Here is an 18279-nt window from a genome sequence, read left to right as displayed (position 1 = left end):
CGCGCGCCCCCGCTGCACCGGGGGCCGCGTCGCTACAGCCCGAAGCCCAGCCGCCTCAGCCCCTCACGGGACACGTGCTGCACGTGGGTGTCCGCGTCGCGCGCCGCCGCGTCGGACAGCGCGGCGGCGGCCTGGGGCCCGCCGATGCTCCCCAGGGCCTGCGCCGCGGCCACGCGCACGGAGGCCACCGGGTCCTCGCGCAGGCACACGGACAGCTCCTTCACATGGGGCGACCGGCCGATGTGCTCCAGCGCCTTCGCGGCGGCCGCGCGCACCACCGGGTGCTCCGAGCCGAGCAGCCCCGCCGCGTCGTCCCCGCGCGTGGACTGGCGCTGGTTGCCCACCGCCTCCAGCGCGGCGGCCACCACCTCCGGCGCCGGGTCCTCCAGCGCGCGCGAGGTGGCCTCCGCCACGTCCGTGCGGCGCGCCGACAGCAGCCCCAATGCGCGCACGGCGCCGGCCCGCACCAGCGCCTGCGAGTCATTCAGGTAGAGCGCCAGCGAGGCGAAGCGCTCGCGCGAGCCCTCGTCACAGTCCGCCAATTGCGCCAGCGCGTCGCCGCGCAGCGCCGCGGGCAGCTGCGTTTGCCGGGCCGCGCCCAGGAGGAAGGCCGCGCAGCCCTTCTCATGCACCATCGCCTCCAGCCACGGCCGCGCCACCGTGGCGTCCCCCGCTGCCAGCCGGCGCTCGGAGGCCAGGCGCAGCGACACGCCCTCCGCGTCCGCCAGCCCGCGCGCGGCGGCCTCGCGCACCCACCGGTCCGCGTCCTCCAGCGCGTGCTCCAGCTCCCTGCGCGCCAGCGGGCCGTAGACGCGCAGCGACTGCACCGCCTTGCGGCGCTGGAGCGGGTCCGGCCCGGCCAGGTCCACCTGCAGCGTCTCCAGCTCGCGCGAGTACACCGCGAAGAGCCGGTTCACCCGCGCCTCGTCCGCCGGCCGCGCTTCATCCAGCAGCAGGCGCCCCACCGAGGTGCGCTTGCGCTCGGCCACCACCTTCAGCGCGCTGGCGGTAATCCCATCCCCCGCCTCCGGCCGCGAGGCGAGCGCGTCCAGCACCACCCGCGCGGGCCGCCGGCCCAGGAAGCCGGACAGGTGCGCGAGCGCCGTGCCCCGCACCGTCATGTCCTCCGCGTACAGCTCCAGCTCCAGCGCCTTGCGGATGCCCTCGCGCCGCGCCCACACCCGGGCCGCCGCCTCCGGCCCCCGCGCGCCGGCATCCTTGAGGAAGTCCGCCGAGGACTGGCCCGCCTCGACGGCGGCGCGGGCGGCGGTGAGACACGCGTCCAGATCCGACGAGGCCGGCGTCGCGGCCACCCACTCCGCCAGCAACCGGCGCTCCGTGACGCCGCGGAGCCGGGCGTCCGCGCGCACCGCGGCCCACCGCACCCGCCAGTCCGCGTCCTTCCGCGCGGAGACGAGGGCTTCACGATTCGACGGTCGCATGCCCTCCAGGGCACCTACCCAGGCGTCCACGCGTCCGCCGGGGAGGCACGCCCTGCAGGCCCTCGCGCGCTGCGCGGTGTCCGTCACATGCCGCTGACACGACATCCAGCAGTCCTTCGTCCCGGTGCCGGCGCTCTGGCCGGTCGCCAGGAGCACCACCAGGAGGAGGGCAGGGCTCACGATGCGGCCACTCTAGTGCATCGGCACTAGCGTTTCCCTCCAGCGCCCTTGCGTTTTACCCGGCACTGGGACATACCCGCTGCCCCTTTAAAGTCACACCCACATCTACGCATGGCGGAAGGAGGTGACAGTATGCCCGGTATCCGAGTTAAGGAAGGAGAGTCCATTGAAAGCGCCCTCAAGCGCTTCAAGAAGGCCACCGAGAAGGCCGGAATCCTTTCCGAGATCCGCAAGCGCGAGCACTACGAGAAGCCTTCCGTGAAGCGGAAGAAGAAGGCCCTCGCCGCCAAGAAGCGCGCGGTGAAGAAGGCCCGCAAGTCGTTCTAAGCGAGGCCCGCGCGTGGAGCCGGGGCCCCGTCAGGTGCCCTGGCTCCCGTCGTCCAGTCCCCGAACACCCCTTGCTGAAGCGGAGTCGCGAATGGCCACCCTGAAGGAGCGGATCGACGCGGACCTGAAGGACGCGATGCGGTCCAAGAACGAGCTCACCCTCCTCGTCCTGCGGATGCTCAAGAGCGCGGTGAAGTACAAGGAAGTCGAGCCCGGCGCCTCCGCCCTCGACGACGCGGGCGTCCAGTCCGTCATCACCGGCCTCATCAAGCAGCGCCGCGACTCCATCGAGCAGTTCAAGTCCGGCGGCCGCCCGGAGTTGGCGGAAAAGGAAGAGGCCGAGATCGGCGTCCTCCAGAACTACCTCCCCAAGCAGCTCACCGCCGACGAGCTCACCGCCGAGGTCCAGGCCGCCATCGCCGAGGTGGGTGCCAAGGGCCCCAAGGACATGGGTGCGGTGATGAAGAACCTCAACCCCAAGCTCCAGGGCAAGGCCGAGGGCCGCGCCATCTCCGACGCCGTGAAGGCGCAGCTCGCCAAGCTGTCCTGAGCCGCTTCCAACGCGTGGAGCACCGTGCGGCGCTGTCGGGAAACCGGCGGCGCCGTTGCATTTGGGGCTGCCGAGGGGGCGGAAACTTGCCCCCCTGCCCCCCCGTCATTAAGTGCCAGGGCCGGCCCCCACCCGCTTCCGCCCCGTCCAGCGGAAAGCCGTTGTCCAGGGGGCCCGCAGGAGTCCCGTCCGTGCCCCATCCGCCCCCGCTCTTCTCCCGCTCCCCCTCGGCCACGGCCGCGGGCAGGATCCGCCAGGTCGCCTGGCGGACGGGAGACGTCAGCCCGGGCTGCGATGATGTCAGGCGTGCGCCCACCTGTGCGTGGGCCAGGGGGTGGGAGCCGTGATTCCGGAACACAAAATCCAGGAGATTCTCGACCGGGTCGACCTCGTGGGCCTGATTTCACGCCACGTGGAGCTGAAGAAGTCCGGGCGCGAGTGGAAGGCCTGCTGCCCCTTCCACCAGGAGAAGACTCCCTCCTTCTACGTGGTGCCGGAGAAGCGCTTCTATTTCTGCCACGGCTGCCGCGCGAGCGGCGACGCGGTGTCCTTCGTCCAGCGCTACCTGGGCAAGACGTTCGTCGACGCGGTGAAGGACCTGGCCCGTGAACTGGGCATCGACGTGGAGGCCGAGGAGGACCCGAGCGTCCGCGAGCGGCAGCGCGTGAAGGAGGCCACGGACTTCGCCGCCGAGCACTTCCGCACCCTGCTGTGGCAGCAGGACGAAGGCCGCGCCGCGCGTGCCTACGTCGCCAGCCGGGGCGTGTCCGAGGAGACGGCCATGGCCTTCGGGCTGGGCTGGGCACCCAACTCCTGGAGCCTGTTGGCGGACCGGCTCCAGAAGCAGGGCATGCTCGAGTGGGGTCAGCACGCGGGCCTGGTGACGCCGCGCTCCACCGGCGAGGGCTACATCGACTTCTTCCGGGGCCGGCTCATCGTCCCCATCCGCTCGCCAGAGGGGCGCGCCATCGCCTTCGGCGGCCGGCTGGTGGGCTCGGATGACGGGCCCAAGTACCTCAACTCGCGCGAGTCCCGCATCTACAACAAGAGCGACACGCTCTTCGGGATGAACCAGGCCCGCGACGAGGTGCACAAGCGCAAGGCCGCCATCCTCGTCGAGGGCTACTTCGACTGCATCGGCCTCTACCAGGTGGGCGTGCGCCACTCGGTGGCGCTGTGCTCTACCAACCTCACGCCGGGTCACCTCCAGGTGCTCAAGCGTGCAGAGGCAAAGCGGCTGTTCCTCCTGCTGGACGGCGACAAGGCCGGCCTTGCCGCGGTCGAGCGACTTGCCGGTCCCCTGCTCGCCGCGGGAGCGGACGCCCGAGTGGCGCTGCTGCCCCAGGGAGACGACCCGGACACCTTCGCGCGCCGTGAAGGGTTGGAAGGAGTGGAGCGGCTGCTCGAGAGCGCGCAGCCGCTCACCTCGCACCTGTTCTCCACCGTCCTCCCGGACGGCACCCGCTCCCCCTTCGAGGAGAAGATGGCGGCGCTCGACAGGATCAAGCCCATGGTCGCCCAGGTTCCCCCGGGGCTGGTGCGCAAGGACCTCTTCGAGGCCCTCGCGTCCCACTTCGGCTGGACGGCCTCCATCGTCGAGGACTCCCTCAAGAACCTGCGCCCCAAGCCCACCACCGTGGGCCCCCAGCAGCACGCCACGCCCGCGCAGCAGCAGCCCCGCCCCACCGAGAAGCCGCCACCCTGGCTGGAGACGCTCTACGTCGCCTCCGTCCTCAGGGACGCCCGCCTGCTCGCCCGGGACACCTTCCGCGTCTGTGACGAACTGTCCCACATGGGCCTGCGGATGGCGCTTGCTCACGCCACGTCCGGCCATGGCACCGAGGATGCGCTCTACGAGGCGTCCGAGGCAGTGAAGCGCGCCGTCGAGGAAGCCTGGCGCCAGCTCCCCGAGCAGGGGATGACGCTGGAGCATGACTTCTCGAACATCTGCAGGGAAATCATGGTGCGGCGCATTGACGAGCGCCTCATTTATATAAGGCGGGCGACGGAGCAGACGGCGGGGGCGTTCGACCTGACAGAGGAGACGCGCCAGCTCCTTTCGGAGCGCGTGGAACTGTTGGCCCTCAAGAAGCGTGTCCTGGAGGAGCTGAAGCCCGCCTCCTCGGGAACAAAGGCGCCCATGCAACCGGTTTGAGTTCGCGTTTGTAAGAAACCCTGACTTTGCGGTAGATCGGCCGGCTCGCCCCTGGCCTCAAGCCCCTGAATTTCCTAAGGAGAAGTACCCGAATGCCGACGCAGAAGCCCTCGAAGGCGTCCGTGAAGCCCACCAAGAAGAAGGTGGATCCGGTGATCCGCAAGAAGAAGGCTCCGGAGAGCTCCGCGACCTCGGCGAAGGGGACCAAGGCGAGCACGGAGGAGAAGGAGGCACTCGCCGCGAAGGATGCGGTCATCGCCGAGGCCACCGAGAAGCTCAAGAAGAAGAAGGGCGTCACCTCCACCATGTCCGACGACGTGGACCCCGAGGAGGCCGCGGAGGAGGCTGCCGCCGCCGTCCAGGTGGACCCGGACGCCGTCGAGGACGACGTCGAGGAGGATCCGGTCGCCGAGCGCAAGGAGGTCAAGGACCTGCTCGCCGCGGGCCGTGAGAAGGGCTTCCTCACCTACGACGAGGTGAACGACGCGCTCCCCGCCGACATCGTGTCGTCCGATCAGATCGACGACGTGATGAGCATGTTCGGCGACAACGACATCGAGATTGTCGACGCGCAGAAGGCCGCCCAGAACAACGAGATCAAGCCCACCGTCACCGTCGAGGAGGAGAAGGAAGACGCCGACGAGGACGAGAAGGACGAGGACGACGAGCCGGGTGGCAAGTCGAACGACCCCGTGCGCCTGTACCTGCGCAAGATGGGCAGCGTCAGCCTGCTCACGCGCGAGGGCGAAGTCGAGATCGCCAAGCGGATCGAGGAGGGCGAGAAGGAAGTCCTGCGCGCCCTGCTCGCCTGCAAGGTGGCCGTGGAGGAGATCCTCGACATCGGCAACAAGCTGAAGACGGCCAAGCTGCGCGTGCGCGACGTCATCAAGGACGCGCCCGAAGAGGCCCAGGCCGAGGGCGCCGACGAGGCTCCCGAGGAGGTCGGCGAGGGCGACGCGCCGGCGCAGCTCGCGCAGAGCGAGCTGAACAAGATCGAGCAGATCTGCAAGCAGATCGAGCGCTTCCGCAAGTTCGCCAAGGACTGCGAGGTGCTGGAGGAGGAGCTCGCCTCCAAGAAGAAGCTGACCGAGGTTCGCAAGAAGGAACTGAAGCAGGAGATGAAGGACCTCCGGACCAAGATGATGGAGGTCTTGGAGGAGATGCGGCTCAACAAGAAGCAGGTTGACCGCATCGTCATCAACCTGAAGGCCCTCATCGAGCGCGTGGACAAGGCCGAGGACGAGCTCCGTGATTTGGAGCGTCGCTACGGCATCTCCATGAAGGAGCTTCGCCCGCAGCTGAAGGAGTCGCGGGAGAACCCCAACATCGGCAAGAAGCTGCAGAAGCAGCTCAACCTCACGCCCGAGCAGCTCGAGGTCCTGGACCGCGACGTGCGCACGGCGGTGCGGAAGATCAAGAAGGTCGAGGAGGAGGCCAACCTCCCCGTCGAGTCGCTGCGCCGCAACTACGACGCCATCCGCCTGGGTGAGCGCCGCGCCGAGCGCGCCAAGAGCGAGCTGGTGGAGGCCAACCTCCGCCTCGTGGTCTCCATCGCGAAGAAGTACACGAACCGCGGCCTGCAGTTCCTGGACCTCATCCAGGAGGGCAACATCGGCCTGATGAAGGCCGTGGACAAGTTCGAGTACAAGCGCGGCTACAAGTTCTCCACGTACGCCACGTGGTGGATCCGCCAGGCCATCACCCGCGCCATCGCCGATCAGGCCCGCACCATCCGCATCCCGGTGCACATGATCGAGACCATCAACAAGCTCATCCGCACCAGCCGCTACCTCGTGCAGGAGATTGGCCGCGAGCCGACGCCGGAAGAGATTGCGGAGAAGATGGAGCTGCCGCTCGACAAGGTCCGCAAGGTCCTGAAGATTGCCAAGGAGCCCATCTCCCTCGAGACGCCGATTGGCGAGGAAGAGGACAGCCACCTGGGCGACTTCATCGAGGACAAGAGCCTCGTGTCGCCGGCGGACGCGGTCATCAACATGAACCTGGCGGAGCAGACCCGCAAGGTGCTGGCCACGCTGACGCCTCGCGAGGAGAAGGTCCTCCGCATGCGCTTCGGCATCGGCGAGAAGAGCGACCACACGCTGGAAGAGGTGGGCCAGGACTTCGAGGTGACGCGCGAGCGCATCCGTCAGATCGAGGCCAAGGCGCTGCGCAAGCTGCGCCACCCCAGCCGCTCCAAGCGCCTGCGCTCCTTCGTGGAGAGCTGAGCCCGCGCTGAAGCGTTGAGCACTGAAGGCCCCCGCTCCCATTCGTGGACCGGGGGCCTTCGTGTTTCTAGAGTCTCAAGCGCCATGGCCGCGCGCGCGAAGAGAGTGAAGCCCGAGTCGAAGGTGAAGCCCGAGTCGAAGTCCGGACCGGAGCAGCGACCGCCCTTCTCGGAAGCCGTGTTCCGGGCGACGCGCGCGATTCCGCGCGGGCAGGTGCGCTCGTACGCACAGGTGGCGCTCTACGCGGGGCGTCCCGGCGCGGCGCGCGGCGTGGGGCATGAGCTGACGGGGTTGCCCCCGGCGCGGCAGCGCGACGTCCCCTGGTGGCGTGTCATCCGCTCGGACGGGACGCTGGCCCCCATGGTGGCGCACGAGCAGGCGAAGCGCCTGCGCGCGGAAGGGGTGGAGGTGCGGCAGCGCGGCGAGGTGTTCCGCGTGAAGGTGGACGAGGACGGGCGCGGGTGAAGACCGCCCCCCTTGCCAGCAACGCGCGCGGAGGGTTATTCACCTTGCTCGCGGTGGCTGTTGTGTCTTTGGGGGCCCTTAGCTCAGCGGTTAGAGCTGTCGGCTCATAACCGATTGGTCCCTGGTTCGAATCCAGGAGGGCCCACTCCCCTACCCCGCGCACCGACGCTCGAATCACCTCCGAGGCATCGGGGCGAAAATCCGCCGCCACGAAGTTCCGCACCACCGGCGCACCATGCGGGCCGCCCACGGCCAGCGGGAGCACCGCTGCATGGGACTCCCCGGCGGGCAGCAGCGTTGCCGTGGTGTGGCGCAGGTCGTGGAAGTGGAACCTGAGCAAGTCACTCGCCGCTGCGTAAGGAAGGAGTCATTTCAAGGGTTTGGCCGCGGGGCAACGCGAGCTGACCGTGCGGCCCCTGTCCGGTACCTCTATGCCTCCCCAATCACCGGAGATGGAGCACATGGAATGGTCAACTGAACAGAGGCGCTGGCTCGTGAAGGTCCTTCAACCGGAGAGGACCGTCTCGTCGCTTCCGGGCGGCGGCAAAGTATCTGCCGAGACGTGCGCCGCCTTGCTCGGCCTCGAGCCGGAGACGTACCGCGCCGAGCTCGCTCAGAGCCAGAAGGGCGCAAGAGAAGCCGCACAGGAGCTGCTCGCGGAACCCGAGTTCAGCCGGATGCTGGAAGAACTACCGCTGCGCAAGAGCGCACGCATTGTCACGTTCGGCGACAGTCACACGGCAGATCCTCAATCCTGGGCGGTCATTCTCCGGGAGCTGGTGGCTGCTCAGCGTCCCCAGGATGAGGTCTCAGTGGCCATCAACGCTGTAGGCGGTGAGACGACCACGCATGGGTTGGTGCGGATGGGGAACACCCTCATCCAGGAGCCGGATTGGATCATCTTCTTCATCGGCGTGAATGACGCGCGGACTCAAGGCCCGAACGCGGGCAAGACTCTCGTTGACGCCCGTGAGACTGCGCGCAACCTCGAGGAGCTTCGCTCCCGTGCTGCACAGGGGACGCAGGCACGTCGCCTGTGGATTACGCCTCCCCCGGTCCTTGAGGATCGCGTGTCGAAGCACTGGGGGCTGTCCCGCTTCGGAGTCCACTTCCGCAACGAGGACGTCCGCCGTGTCGCGGAGGCCATCCGTGCCCTCGAGGAGCCCACGGTTGACCTCTTTGCGGCCTTCGGCGCAGCTCCACCGCCTGAGCTCTTCGCGGAGGATGGCCTGCACCTTTCGCTTGCCGGTCAGCGAAAGGTCGTCCTTGAGCTCATGCGAACCTGGAGCCGCGTTCAATGACATTCTTGGTTACTGGCGCGACAGGCAATATCGGCTCTCTCGTCACCCATCGCCTCATCAGAGGTGGGCATCGTCCCCGCGTCTTTGTCCGGGATGCAGCCCGAGCACGGGCGCTGTTCGGCGACGAGGTCGACATGCACGTCGGCGACCTGGCCAGGCCAGGCCCCGCTCTACGGAAGGCACTCGCCGGCAGCGACGGCGTGTTTCTCCTCAACAGCGGGCCACGCCTCGCCGGTCGGGACCGGGTCGTCGTTCAGGTCGCTGTGGATGCGGGTGTCAAGCACATGGTGAAGCTCTCGACGCTGGACGTCCGGACCGGGGTGGGAACCGGCCCATGGCACGCGCGCGGCGAGGACGCGGTCCGGCAGAGCGGTATGCCGTACACGTTCATCCAGTCAGCCGCCTTCATGTCGAACGTGCTCGGTTGGGCTCAGTCGATTGCCACGGAGGGGGTCCTCCGTTCCTCTACCGGGCAGGGGAGGATCGCATTCATTCATCCCGACGACCTCGCCGACGTCATCACTCACGCACTCACGACGGGCGAGCACATGGGAGAGTCACTGGTGGTCACCGGACCCGAGGCGCTGAGCTACGCAGCCATGGCGGCCAAGATTGGCGCGGTCATTGGGAAGGAGGTCCGCTACGAGGAGCTCTCAGACGAAGAAGCCCACGAGGCTGCACTCGGATACGGGGGTGGCCGGCAGTATGCGGACGCGCTTGTGGACATCTGGCGTGCCATCCGAGACGGCAGACTGACGACTGTCTCTGACAGCGTTGAGCGGATCCTCGGCCGCAAGCCCCTCGCCTTCGACCGCTGGCTCAATCAGAACGCCGAAGCCTTTCAGTGAGGGGTCATGGCCGGTCCAGGTAATGGAGGACCGTCCGGATGACTTCGCCCTTGGCGCGATCAACCGTGAAGGGAGGGCGCGCCTGGGGCACAGCGTGTACCAGCGCCTCGACCAGGTGAGGCAGGACGAACAACCTCCGGTCGCCCGCATGCGGGCGGGACGTGCCGACCTCGGGCGACGGAATCACCAGCTCGAATGCCATCTGAAGGGCTTCCTTGAACCCGAGCGAGGAAGCCGGGACTGCGGCGGAGATCATCTCGTGGAGCTCAGGCTCTATGATGTGGGCATCCGCCAGTCCTTCCACCAGGCAGGCCGCAAACTCGTCGATGGTGCTCGAGGCGCATTGGGCCACGGCACGCTCCATTCGGTGCTTCACATCCTCCACATGGCGCTCATGAAGGGCATTGAAGATGGCCTGCTTGTCCGGGAAGTACTGGTACAGAGAGCCGATGCTGACCCCCGCCACCTCCGCAATGCGGTTGGTGGTGACCGCTCCGGCTCCGTGCCTCTTGAGCACTCTGGGGACGGCATCGAGGACGGCCTCCACCGTCTGCCGCGAGCGCTCCTGCCGCGGCTGGCGGCGGCTCTGCATGCTCTCTTCGTTCTTCATCTGCGGACCTGTTCAGGGACTCCCACGCCAGGGACAGCTCAAGCCACCGAACGCCAGGCGAACAGGACTTGGAACCATGTGAATACTTGAAAGTACGATCCGAAGTATAGGGCGGATAGGAGCCCTGTTGAGGGCGGCGGGAAGGTGAAGAGGGGCCAGGAAGAGCCGCTGGAGGGCCCCCTTGTGAGGACACCCGTGACAGGGCTTCAAAACGGCCCTGGAGGTACGGCCCTGGAGGTCTCCGGAGGTTCATCCGGGCGGCGTCCCCTGCGCGTCGCAGTACACGTACTTCGTCCCGGTGGAGCACCCCGCCATCGCGCACTGGGGGGCCTTCGCGGCCTTCTGGTCCGCGTCGATGAGGGCCTTCAGGTCGTCCCCTTGGCGCAGGAGAGGCATTGCACCTTCGCCGACTCCGCCCCGCCGCAGCAGCCGCAACCACAGGCGACGTAGGTCGCGCTGCAATCCAGCGCCTTCGGCGCGTCCTTCGCCATCTCCCGTTCCCCGCCCCGGCACCCCAGCCCCACCGCGCATACCCACAGCAACGCCAGGCTCTTCCGCATGCGCCAGAAGATGCCGTATCCCTGGCCCTCCTCGCTCCCGGTGCTAGCCTTGCGCGGCGGTCAAACCCTGGAGTCGGGAGGACGTGTGCGCTTGGTAATCATCGCGGGACTGACGTCGGTGGGACTGATACTCGGCTGTGGCGGTGTCGAAGCGGAGCCGCGCCAGGACGTGGCGCAGCAGGCACTTCCGCCGTGTGAGCAGTCCTGCCTCAACGCCTACAAGCTCTGCCTGAAGAACAACCCGCCGGAGTTCCACTACATCTGCGAGGAATCGGAGAGCGCCTGCTACTACAACTGCCCCGGCGGGCACGTGGCCCCGGAGAAGGAGGCGCTGGCCTTCCCCTGAGCAGACCCGAGGAGACGGGGCCGGGAAACCCTCCCGGCCCTGTCCCCGGAGCATCAGCACCGCCCTCGGGCAAGGAGCGCCTCCAGCGACGCGACCGGGATGAGAATGGACCGCCCAACCCACACCCGCTCCCGTTCCCCGCGTTCAAGGAGCGCGTAGACGGTGGCCCGGCAAACGGCCAACTCCTCCGCCACCTCGCGCACCGTGAGCATCGGCGAGGCCACCGGCCGCACCATGTTCCGCACCACCGGCGCACCACGGCGAGTCGAAACCGTGGAAACGGTGCCAACCGGCGCCGCCCCCGCGCCCTGGGAAGCCTCAGTCCTTTCCGCAGCTTTGCGCGCCAGTGCCAGGGCCTGCGAACCCCTGCCAACCGGCCCCACCCCGGCTCATGACCGATTGGCCCCTGGTTCGAATCCAGGAGGGCCCACTCCCCTACCCCGCCTGGCGCCTCGGGAATCTCTCCAGCGGCGTCTGCGCGATGGGCGGCATGGACGTCCTCGGTGACGTCGCGCACCACCAGCGCTGAGTGCTCAGCTCTCGCGCGCCGCGGCTTCCAGCGCCGCGATGTCCATCTTGATCATGCCCATCATGGCCTGCATGGCCTTGGGATGGCTCAACAGCTCCTCGACATTGCGTGGCACCACCTGCCAGCACAGGCCGAAGCGGTCGGTCAGCCAGCCACAGGCCATGGGCTTGCCACCCCCCGCCATCAGCTTCTCCCAGTACGCGTCGAGCTCCTTTTGCGAATCGCAACGCACGAAGAACGAGAACGCGGGCGTGAGCTGGTGCGCGGGCCCGCCGTTCATGAATGTCATCTCCTGGCCCTCGAGCTCGATGACGATGGTCGCGATCTTCCCTTCCGGCCAGGGCCCGACGCCCTTCGAGCGCAGCTCCTTCACCTTGCGCGCATGCGGAAAGACGCCGAGGTAGAACTCAGCGGCTTCTTCCGCGTTGTCGTTGAACCAGAGAAACGGTGCGAGCTTGCTGGGCATGATTGCTACTCCGTGAGCGCGAGGTTGAGGAAGCTGCCGTTCGCTTCCATACCGCACTGGATGGACTGGCTGGCGGTGGTTCTTCCCGCGCCGTTCAAGGGCACACACGCCCCGAGGCGAGGTCAGGGCGCCCCGAAGGTCCACAGCTGCGAGGGCGTCAGGCTGCAGTTGCCCACCTGGACCGCGTCGCCGCTCAGCCCAAGGCACAGGCCCGAAGGAGCATGAGACGGAAAGGGACTCTGTTGAGGGTGGCGGGCTGGAGCAGAGAGGACGAGGAGGGCCGCTGACGGGGTCGTCCGAGTTGTGTGCCAGGCCGGTGCAGAGGCCGCTTGAGCCCACTTGGGGACACGCCGGCCCTGGCCACGCTCCCATGAGGTGCGCTCCGCCCACTCCAGGTACCGGGCGCGCCTCGACCCGGAGGGCCTGGGCCTGTCCACCGGGGGCCGCGGTTCGAACCACGGCCCCCGGCGGACGCGCCTCCGGCTCAGAGCATGATGTCCTTGAACGCCTTGCCGGGCGGAATCAGCGGCAGGCAGTCCTCGTACGGGGTGACGAGCTCGATGAAGTGGGGGCCCCGGTGGGAGACCGCCCTGTCGAGCACCCGGCGCAGGTCGGCGGGTGACTCCACGCGGTCGACGTGGGCGTCCGTGAAGCCGTTGCCCCGCGCCAGCGTGGTCCACTGCTTGCCCTGTTTGACGACCCCTGTCTTCCGGCCCTCATAGAAGTGGTTGTTCCACATCCGGACGATGCCGTACCCGTCGTTGTTGAAGAGCAGCACCTTCACCGGCAGTCCGGACTCCCACGCCGTCTCCAGCTCCGCCTCGGAGAAGCGCAGGCTCCCATCTCCAGCCAGGCAGATGACGAGCGCGTCGGGGTCCGCGATCTGCGCCCCGAGCGCCAGGGGGAGCCCGGAGCCCATGCACCCCAGTCCACTCGAGGTGAGGAACTCGGAGCCCGGCCGCATCTCCACGTGCTGCGCGGCCCACATCTGATGGCTGCCCACCTCAGTCGTGTAGACCACCCGCTGGCCGCTGCGCGCCGTGTGCTCCCGGACCGCCGCGTTGAGCTGCTCCAGCACCCGCTGGCACTGGAGCGTGTCCGGCCGGGACTTGTAGGTGGACGGGTACTGCTCGCGGACGGCGGCGATCCGCGCATGCCACGGCGCGTAGCTCCGGGGCTCCCCCACGAGCAGGGTCAACAGCTCACGCAGGGTGTGCTTGAGGTCCCCGACCACGCCCAGCTTCCGCTCCGGCATCACCTTCTGGACCTGCTCCCGGGCGATGTCGAAATGGATGAGCCGCTTCGCATGCGGCGCGAAGGTGCCCGTGTTGCTGGTGATGCGGTCGTCGAACCGCGAGCCCAGGGAGATGACCAGGTCCGCGTTGTCGACGATCCAGTTCGGGACATAGAACCCGTGCATCCCCACCATCCCGTAGCAGCCTGGGTGGGTGCTCGGCAGCGCCGCCTTGCCCGGCAGCGTGTGCACCACGGGGATGGGCGCGAGTTCCAGCAGTTGCAGCAGCTCATTCCGGGCCCCGGCAATCACCACGCCATGGCCGGCGATGATGACCGGACGCTCGGCCTGACGCAGGCACGCCATGACCTCTTCCAGCTCCGGGGACGAGGGCCGCGGCTTCGCCGCCGTGGCGGGCGGCGCGTGGGGCGGCGGCGGGGGCTGGCGCTGCTGCTGCAGGTCCCTGGGGAAGTCGATGAGCACCGGGCCGGGCCGGCCGTCGAAGGCCACGCGGACCGCGTCGGCCAGCACCTCGGCCGCGTCCTCCATGCGCTCCAGGTAGGCCACCTTCTTCGCCACCGGGGCGGCGACCTCGGTGATGTTGAGCTCCTGGAACGCGTCCGTGTTCCGGGCGGTGCGCGCCACCTGTCCCGTCACCACGAGCAGCGGGATGTTGTCCCGCAGCGCGTCCGACAGAGGGGTGATGAGGTTGGTCGCGCCCGGCCCGGAGGTCGCCGTGACGACGCACAGCTTGCCCGTGAGCTGGGTGTAGCCCATCGCGGCCCAGGCCGCGCCCTGCTCGGTCTGGAAGCATTGCAGCTCAATGCCAGGGCAGGCTTCCAGCGCATCGACGAAGTCCATGACCGCGCCGCCGGTGACCGCGAAGGCGCGCTCGATTCCCGCGCGCTTGAGGAACTCCACGAAGGTGTCGGAGCCCGTGTTCCACGTGCGCTTCATGGGATGATTGCCTTTCGCGCCGTCCTCAGCCATTCACCACCGCGTAGTGCCCTGGCACGTATTCCTTGTAGTGCTGCCGGTGCTGCTCCAGGTCGGAGACATTGACCGTCTTGATGCTCCAGCGGATCTTGTGCTGGTACGCATCCCGGATCTCCCCCACGTCCTTGCCGTGCAGGCCCGTGTTGTTGGAGCTGCTCACGAAATCCCCCGGGCGCATCAGCACCCGCCCCTTGAGGGCGTGCAGGGCCTCGTTCAGCTTCACGATCGCCGCCTTGCCCTCGTCCGAGTACGCGATGGTGCGGTTCTCGAAATAGACGAAGTCGACCTTGCCCTGGACGACGGGGTGCATCGCGGCATCCCCCAGGCGCGCGTCCTTGTCGTTGTACGTGGTGAGGTCGTCGTACGGGGTATAGAAGTTCGGCTCGCGCAGGATCCGCTCGATGTCCGGCCCCAGGTACTGGAGCAGGTCGCTGTTGCGGACGAAGGTCGTGAGGATCTCGTTCTCCGCGTGGCTGCGCATCCCCAGGATGTTGACGAAGTCCGGCCGGACGAAGTGGTTGGCCAGGTCCTTGTGGAAGCCAATCGGCAGGAGCGTCTTCTGGGACTGGCTCTTGTAGAGGGCCTTCTGCGGGTAGATGTCGTGCACGATGTCGCCCGCGTTCACGTTCGTGTAGCCAATGGACGGCGTGCCCATGAGCTCCGCGTAGGTGATGAGGAAGCCCTCACCGATGAACGTCTTCTTCAGCTCGTACTTGGACTGGACCGGCCGCTCGAAATCGAAGGGCGGGACGCCCTCGTCGATGGGGCAGTTGGTGAGGAAGTGGAAGGGGTGCGCCACCAGGTCCCGTGCCCGGGCCTTGCGGCAGACGTCGACGAAGCTGTGAGGCACGCGCTCCTGCGCGATGAGCTGGCGGACCGCCAGTTGGAACGCGGGGAACGCGGTGTAGGGATTCGCGGGGATGGAGGAGAGGGCCTCGGTGAAGCGCTGCTTCTCCTCGGGCGTGAACTCATAATCGACGGCGACGGCGGGCTTGAAGGCAGGGGTCATGTGTGGGTCTACCTTTGTGGGGATGAGAGGGATTGCCGCGCCGGGGACGCGATGCGCGCCCGGGGCGTGGACAGGTGGTGTTCAAGAAGTTCCAGGTAGCGTGCGACCTGCTTCTCCACGACGTCGCGTGGGAAGAGGCTTCCGCGGTACCGGCAGTCGAGGACCATGCCGTCGCTGTATTCCACCGCGTACCACATGGCATCGAAGCGGACCTCGGTGGGCAGGACCTCGTGCGCCGAACCCGCGGCCCTGAAGCCGGGGTTCACCGGCTCCTCGACGCTGAGCGCACTGAAGAAGGACGTGGTGAGCGCGAAGCTGTCCGCGTCAGGCTCGAAGCCGAGATCCGCGAGGATCCTGTCGTTCTGATAGCTCTGGTGTTGCATCGCCGAAAGCAGCGCGCCCTGCACCTTGGCGGCGCAGGAGGCGAAGGTGTCGTCGTCCGCGAACCGGACGCGAAGCATCACCAGGTTGATGGCCAGACCGATGAGGGAGGGGAAGTGATTCGCGTCACGTCCGTTGACCGGCGTGCCGATGATGATGTCGCGGCTCCCGTCCTGGTCGTGGATGAGCGTGAAGAATCCGGTGAGGAGCACGACGAAGGGACTCACGCCGAGCACCCCGGCCGCGTGCTTGACCTGCTCCCACTGGGGGGCGGGAAGCAGGACCCGATAGGCGGCGCCCGTCCGGTCTCCGCCGCCTTCCGCGTGGATGAAGTCCGCGAAAGGGATTGGCGGAAGCGGTGGCGCGAGGTGCTCCAGCCAGTATCGCCGGTCCGGCTCGAAGGCCCCTTGCGCGAGCAGCCGGTTCTGCCACTCGGAGAAGTCCTTGTACTGGAGCTTCAGCGGTTCGAGCATGCTGGGGCGCCCCGTCGCGCACTCCGCATAGAGGGCCGCGAGCTCCTGGCGCATGAGGAACAGCGACCAGCCGTCCACGATGAGGTGGTGGCCCGTCATGAACAGGAGGGAGCGCCCATCGCCGGCCTGCACCAGGTGCGCGCGGAGGAGGGGCGCGGTCTCGAGGTCGAACAGGCGGTTCGCCTCCGTGTTTCGGATGTCGGCGAGTGCGCTCGCCCGGAGCCCTGGCTCGAGTGGGGTCAGGTCGGTGACGGCCAGGACGCAGCGTGCCTCGTCCGCGACGACCTGCACGCGCTCGCCCCCTTCCAGCGGGAAGGCGGTGCGGAGGCTCTCGTGGCGCGCGATCAGCAGGTTGATCGCGCGTTCGATGGGCTCCGCGAGGAGCGCTCCGCCGAGCGGGACCACGGCGGAGATGTTGGACCAGGTCCGCTGGGGAGTACGGACGTAGTCGCGCCAGTACCTTCGCTGTGAGGGGGAGAGCGGATAGGAGGCTCGGGCCGGAACCAGGACCGGCGGCTCCAGGACCCGGGCGGACCAAGGGGATTCAATGGCCCCCGCGTCATCCTTCGTGCCCAGGGCGGCCTCGACGTGCTGGGCCAGCGCGGCGAGGGTGGGCCCCTCGAACAGGGCCCGCAGAGGCACGTCGACACCGAAGGCCGTTCGCACCCGGCCGATGACCTTCATGGCCAGCAGGGAGTGGCCCCCGAGCGCGAAGAAGCTGTCGAAGACGCCCACACGTGGCACGCCGAGCAACTCCGCCCAGAGGGCCCCCAACGCCTCTTCCACCGGCGTGCGGGGGCCCACGAAGGTCCGCTCTGGGTCGGTGGTGGACAGGTCGGGTGGCGGCAGGGCCTTGCGGTCCACCTTGCCGTTGGACGACAGAGGCAGGGCGGGAAGCTCCACGAACGCCGCCGGCACCATGAACTCCGGGAGCTTGCCTTGCAGGTAGCCGCGCAGCTCACCCGCACCGGGCAGTGCTCCCTCGTGCGCCACGAGGTACGCCACCAGCCGCTTGTCGCCGGGCACGTCCTCTCGCGCCAGCACCACCGCTTCGCGAATCGACGGGTGCCGCCCGAGCAGGTCTTCGATTTCTCCCAGCTCGATCCGGAAGCCGCGGAGCTTCACTTGATGGTCGAGCCGGCCCAGGAACTCCAGGTGGCCGTCGGACCTGACACGGACGAGGTCGCCCGTCTTGTAGAGCCTTGCTCGCGGATCGGCTGAGAACGGATGGGGAACGAACGCGCTGGCCGTGAGCTCCGGTCGGTTCAGATACCCACGCGCCAGACCCTCGCCGCCGAGGTACAGCTCGCCTGCGACGCCGAGGGGCACGGGCTGCGCATGGCGGTCGAGGACGTAGGCCTCTGTATTGGCAATCGGTCGTCCGATGGGGATGGACGTGATGCCATCCGCCTCGGTGATGGTGTGGCAACAGGCGAACGTCGTGCTCTCCGTGGGACCGTAGCCATTGATGAGCCGGACTCCGGGGAGGGCCTCCAGTGCCCGCCTCACATGGGGGACCGACAGCGCCTCGCCGCCTACCAGGAGCTGGCGCAGCGGCCGCAGCACCTCGGGCTGCGCATCCATCACCGTGTTGAAGAGGCTGGCGGTCAGCCAGAGCGTCGTCACACCCTCGCTGCGTACGACTTCGCCGATCGCCGCCAGCGTGGGTCGCTCGGCGGGAAACACGACCAGCCGGCCCCCGTTCAGCAGGGGCCCCCAGAGTTCGAAGGTCGAGGCGTCGAAGGAAAGGGAGGCCAGTTGGAGGAACGTCTCGGACTCGGAGAAGCGCGCGTAGGACGTCTCCCTGACGAGCCGGGCGACGCCCCGGTGCACCACGCAGACGCCCTTGGGACGACCGGTCGAGCCGGAGGTGTAGACCACATAGGCCAGACTGTCCGGCCCGGCCCCGCTCACTGGCGCGTCGACGCGCTTGCCATGGAAGGAGGGCGGCTCCTCGTCCAGGAGGAGCACCTGGGGGCGCCGCGCCGGGAGCCGGTCGACGAGATGGCGCTGCGTGAGCAGCAGGGGCGTGCCCGTGTCCTCCAGCATGAAGGTGAGCCGCTCCTCGGGGTAGCTCGGATCCAGCGGGAGATAGGCACCTCCCGCCTTGAGGATGCCGAGCAGCCCCACCACCAGCTCCAGGGAGCGCTCGACGCACAGACCCACCAGGACCTCGGGCCCC

16 protein-coding genes and 1 tRNA gene are annotated in these 18279 nt (G+C 68.2%); 9 read left to right on the top strand and 8 right to left on the bottom strand.

Features of this window, described 5'->3' with window-relative positions:
- Positions 1–32: 32 nt before the first annotated feature.
- A complete protein-coding gene (locus G4D86_RS35605) occupies positions 33–1622 on the bottom strand; it encodes a HEAT repeat domain-containing protein (protein ID WP_240360641.1) in 1590 nt (529 codons plus the stop codon).
- 132 nt (positions 1623–1754) lie between these two features.
- Here G4D86_RS35605 and rpsU point away from each other — a divergent pair, with 132 nt between their 5' ends.
- The 8 genes from rpsU (at position 1755) to G4D86_RS35565 (ending at position 9493) form a co-directional block, all read left to right on the top strand.
- Positions 1755–1949, top strand: coding sequence for a 30S ribosomal protein S21 (gene rpsU / locus G4D86_RS35600; protein WP_002614080.1), 195 nt, complete (start codon positions 1755–1757; stop codon positions 1947–1949).
- Positions 1950–2040: 91 nt separating this feature from the next.
- Positions 2041–2499: a GatB/YqeY domain-containing protein gene (locus tag G4D86_RS35595; protein WP_163998583.1), complete on the top strand. Its 459-nt coding sequence runs from the start codon at positions 2041–2043 to the stop codon at positions 2497–2499.
- Between the two features lie 343 nt (positions 2500–2842).
- On the top strand, positions 2843–4654 hold the full coding sequence (dnaG, locus tag G4D86_RS35590; RefSeq protein WP_205519988.1) for a DNA primase: 1812 nt from the start codon (positions 2843–2845) through the stop codon (positions 4652–4654).
- A 92-nt stretch (positions 4655–4746) separates the two neighbouring features.
- Positions 4747–6879 (top strand): RNA polymerase sigma factor RpoD, encoded by a 2133-nt coding sequence (gene rpoD / locus G4D86_RS35585; RefSeq protein WP_163998581.1) that lies wholly within the window; start codon positions 4747–4749, stop codon positions 6877–6879.
- Positions 6880–6963: 84 nt separating this feature from the next.
- Positions 6964–7344 (top strand): MGMT family protein, encoded by a 381-nt coding sequence (locus G4D86_RS35580; RefSeq protein WP_163998580.1) that lies wholly within the window; start codon positions 6964–6966, stop codon positions 7342–7344.
- Positions 7345–7416: 72 nt separating this feature from the next.
- Positions 7417–7489: transfer RNA gene (locus G4D86_RS35575), tRNA-Ile, on the top strand.
- A 316-nt stretch (positions 7490–7805) separates the two neighbouring features.
- Positions 7806–8645 (top strand): SGNH/GDSL hydrolase family protein, encoded by an 840-nt coding sequence (locus G4D86_RS35570; protein ID WP_163998579.1) that lies wholly within the window; start codon positions 7806–7808, stop codon positions 8643–8645.
- A complete protein-coding gene (locus tag G4D86_RS35565; RefSeq protein ID WP_163998578.1) occupies positions 8642–9493 on the top strand; it encodes an NmrA family NAD(P)-binding protein in 852 nt (283 codons plus the stop codon). The genes G4D86_RS35570 and G4D86_RS35565 overlap by 4 nt, the downstream gene beginning before the upstream one ends.
- A 4-nt stretch (positions 9494–9497) precedes the next feature.
- On the opposite strand, the gene G4D86_RS35560 is transcribed toward G4D86_RS35565, so the two are convergent.
- Positions 9498–10103 carry a TetR/AcrR family transcriptional regulator gene (locus G4D86_RS35560; RefSeq protein WP_163998577.1) on the bottom strand — a complete coding sequence of 202 codons (606 nt, stop codon included), beginning with the start codon at positions 10101–10103 and terminating at the stop codon, positions 9498–9500.
- A 249-nt stretch (positions 10104–10352) separates the two neighbouring features.
- Positions 10353–10499, bottom strand: coding sequence for a hypothetical protein (locus G4D86_RS35555; protein ID WP_163998576.1), 147 nt, complete (start codon positions 10497–10499; stop codon positions 10353–10355).
- A 249-nt stretch (positions 10500–10748) separates the two neighbouring features.
- On the opposite strand from G4D86_RS35555, the gene G4D86_RS35550 reads away from it, so the two are divergent.
- The gene (locus G4D86_RS35550) at positions 10749–11009 is read left to right on the top strand and encodes a hypothetical protein (RefSeq protein WP_163998575.1); all 261 of its coding nucleotides are present in this window, start codon (positions 10749–10751) and stop codon (positions 11007–11009) included.
- A 53-nt stretch (positions 11010–11062) separates the two neighbouring features.
- Here G4D86_RS35550 and G4D86_RS35545 read toward each other — a convergent pair whose 3' ends face one another.
- The 5 genes from G4D86_RS35545 to G4D86_RS35525 all read right to left on the bottom strand — a co-directional run.
- Positions 11063–11221, bottom strand: a complete 159-nt coding sequence (locus G4D86_RS35545) for a helix-turn-helix domain-containing protein (RefSeq protein ID WP_240360663.1) — start codon at positions 11219–11221, stop codon at positions 11063–11065.
- Positions 11222–11542: 321 nt separating this feature from the next.
- On the bottom strand, positions 11543–12004 hold the full coding sequence (locus G4D86_RS35540; protein WP_163998573.1) for a VOC family protein: 462 nt from the start codon (positions 12002–12004) through the stop codon (positions 11543–11545).
- A gap of 484 nt (positions 12005–12488) precedes the next feature.
- The gene (locus tag G4D86_RS35535) at positions 12489–14195 is read right to left on the bottom strand and encodes a thiamine pyrophosphate-binding protein (RefSeq protein WP_163998572.1); all 1707 of its coding nucleotides are present in this window, start codon (positions 14193–14195) and stop codon (positions 12489–12491) included.
- 25 nt (positions 14196–14220) lie between these two features.
- A complete protein-coding gene (locus G4D86_RS35530; RefSeq protein ID WP_163998571.1) occupies positions 14221–15243 on the bottom strand; it encodes a hypothetical protein in 1023 nt (340 codons plus the stop codon).
- A gap of 8 nt (positions 15244–15251) precedes the next feature.
- A partial coding sequence (locus tag G4D86_RS35525; protein WP_163998570.1) for a non-ribosomal peptide synthetase occupies positions 15252–18279 on the bottom strand: 3028 nt, incomplete at its 5' end.

This window comes from Pyxidicoccus caerfyrddinensis (assembly GCF_010894405.1).
GTDB lineage: Bacteria > Myxococcota > Myxococcia > Myxococcales > Myxococcaceae > Myxococcus > Myxococcus caerfyrddinensis.
Note: the sequence above shows the minus strand (reverse complement) of the source record. Positions and strands in the feature narration are given on the sequence as shown.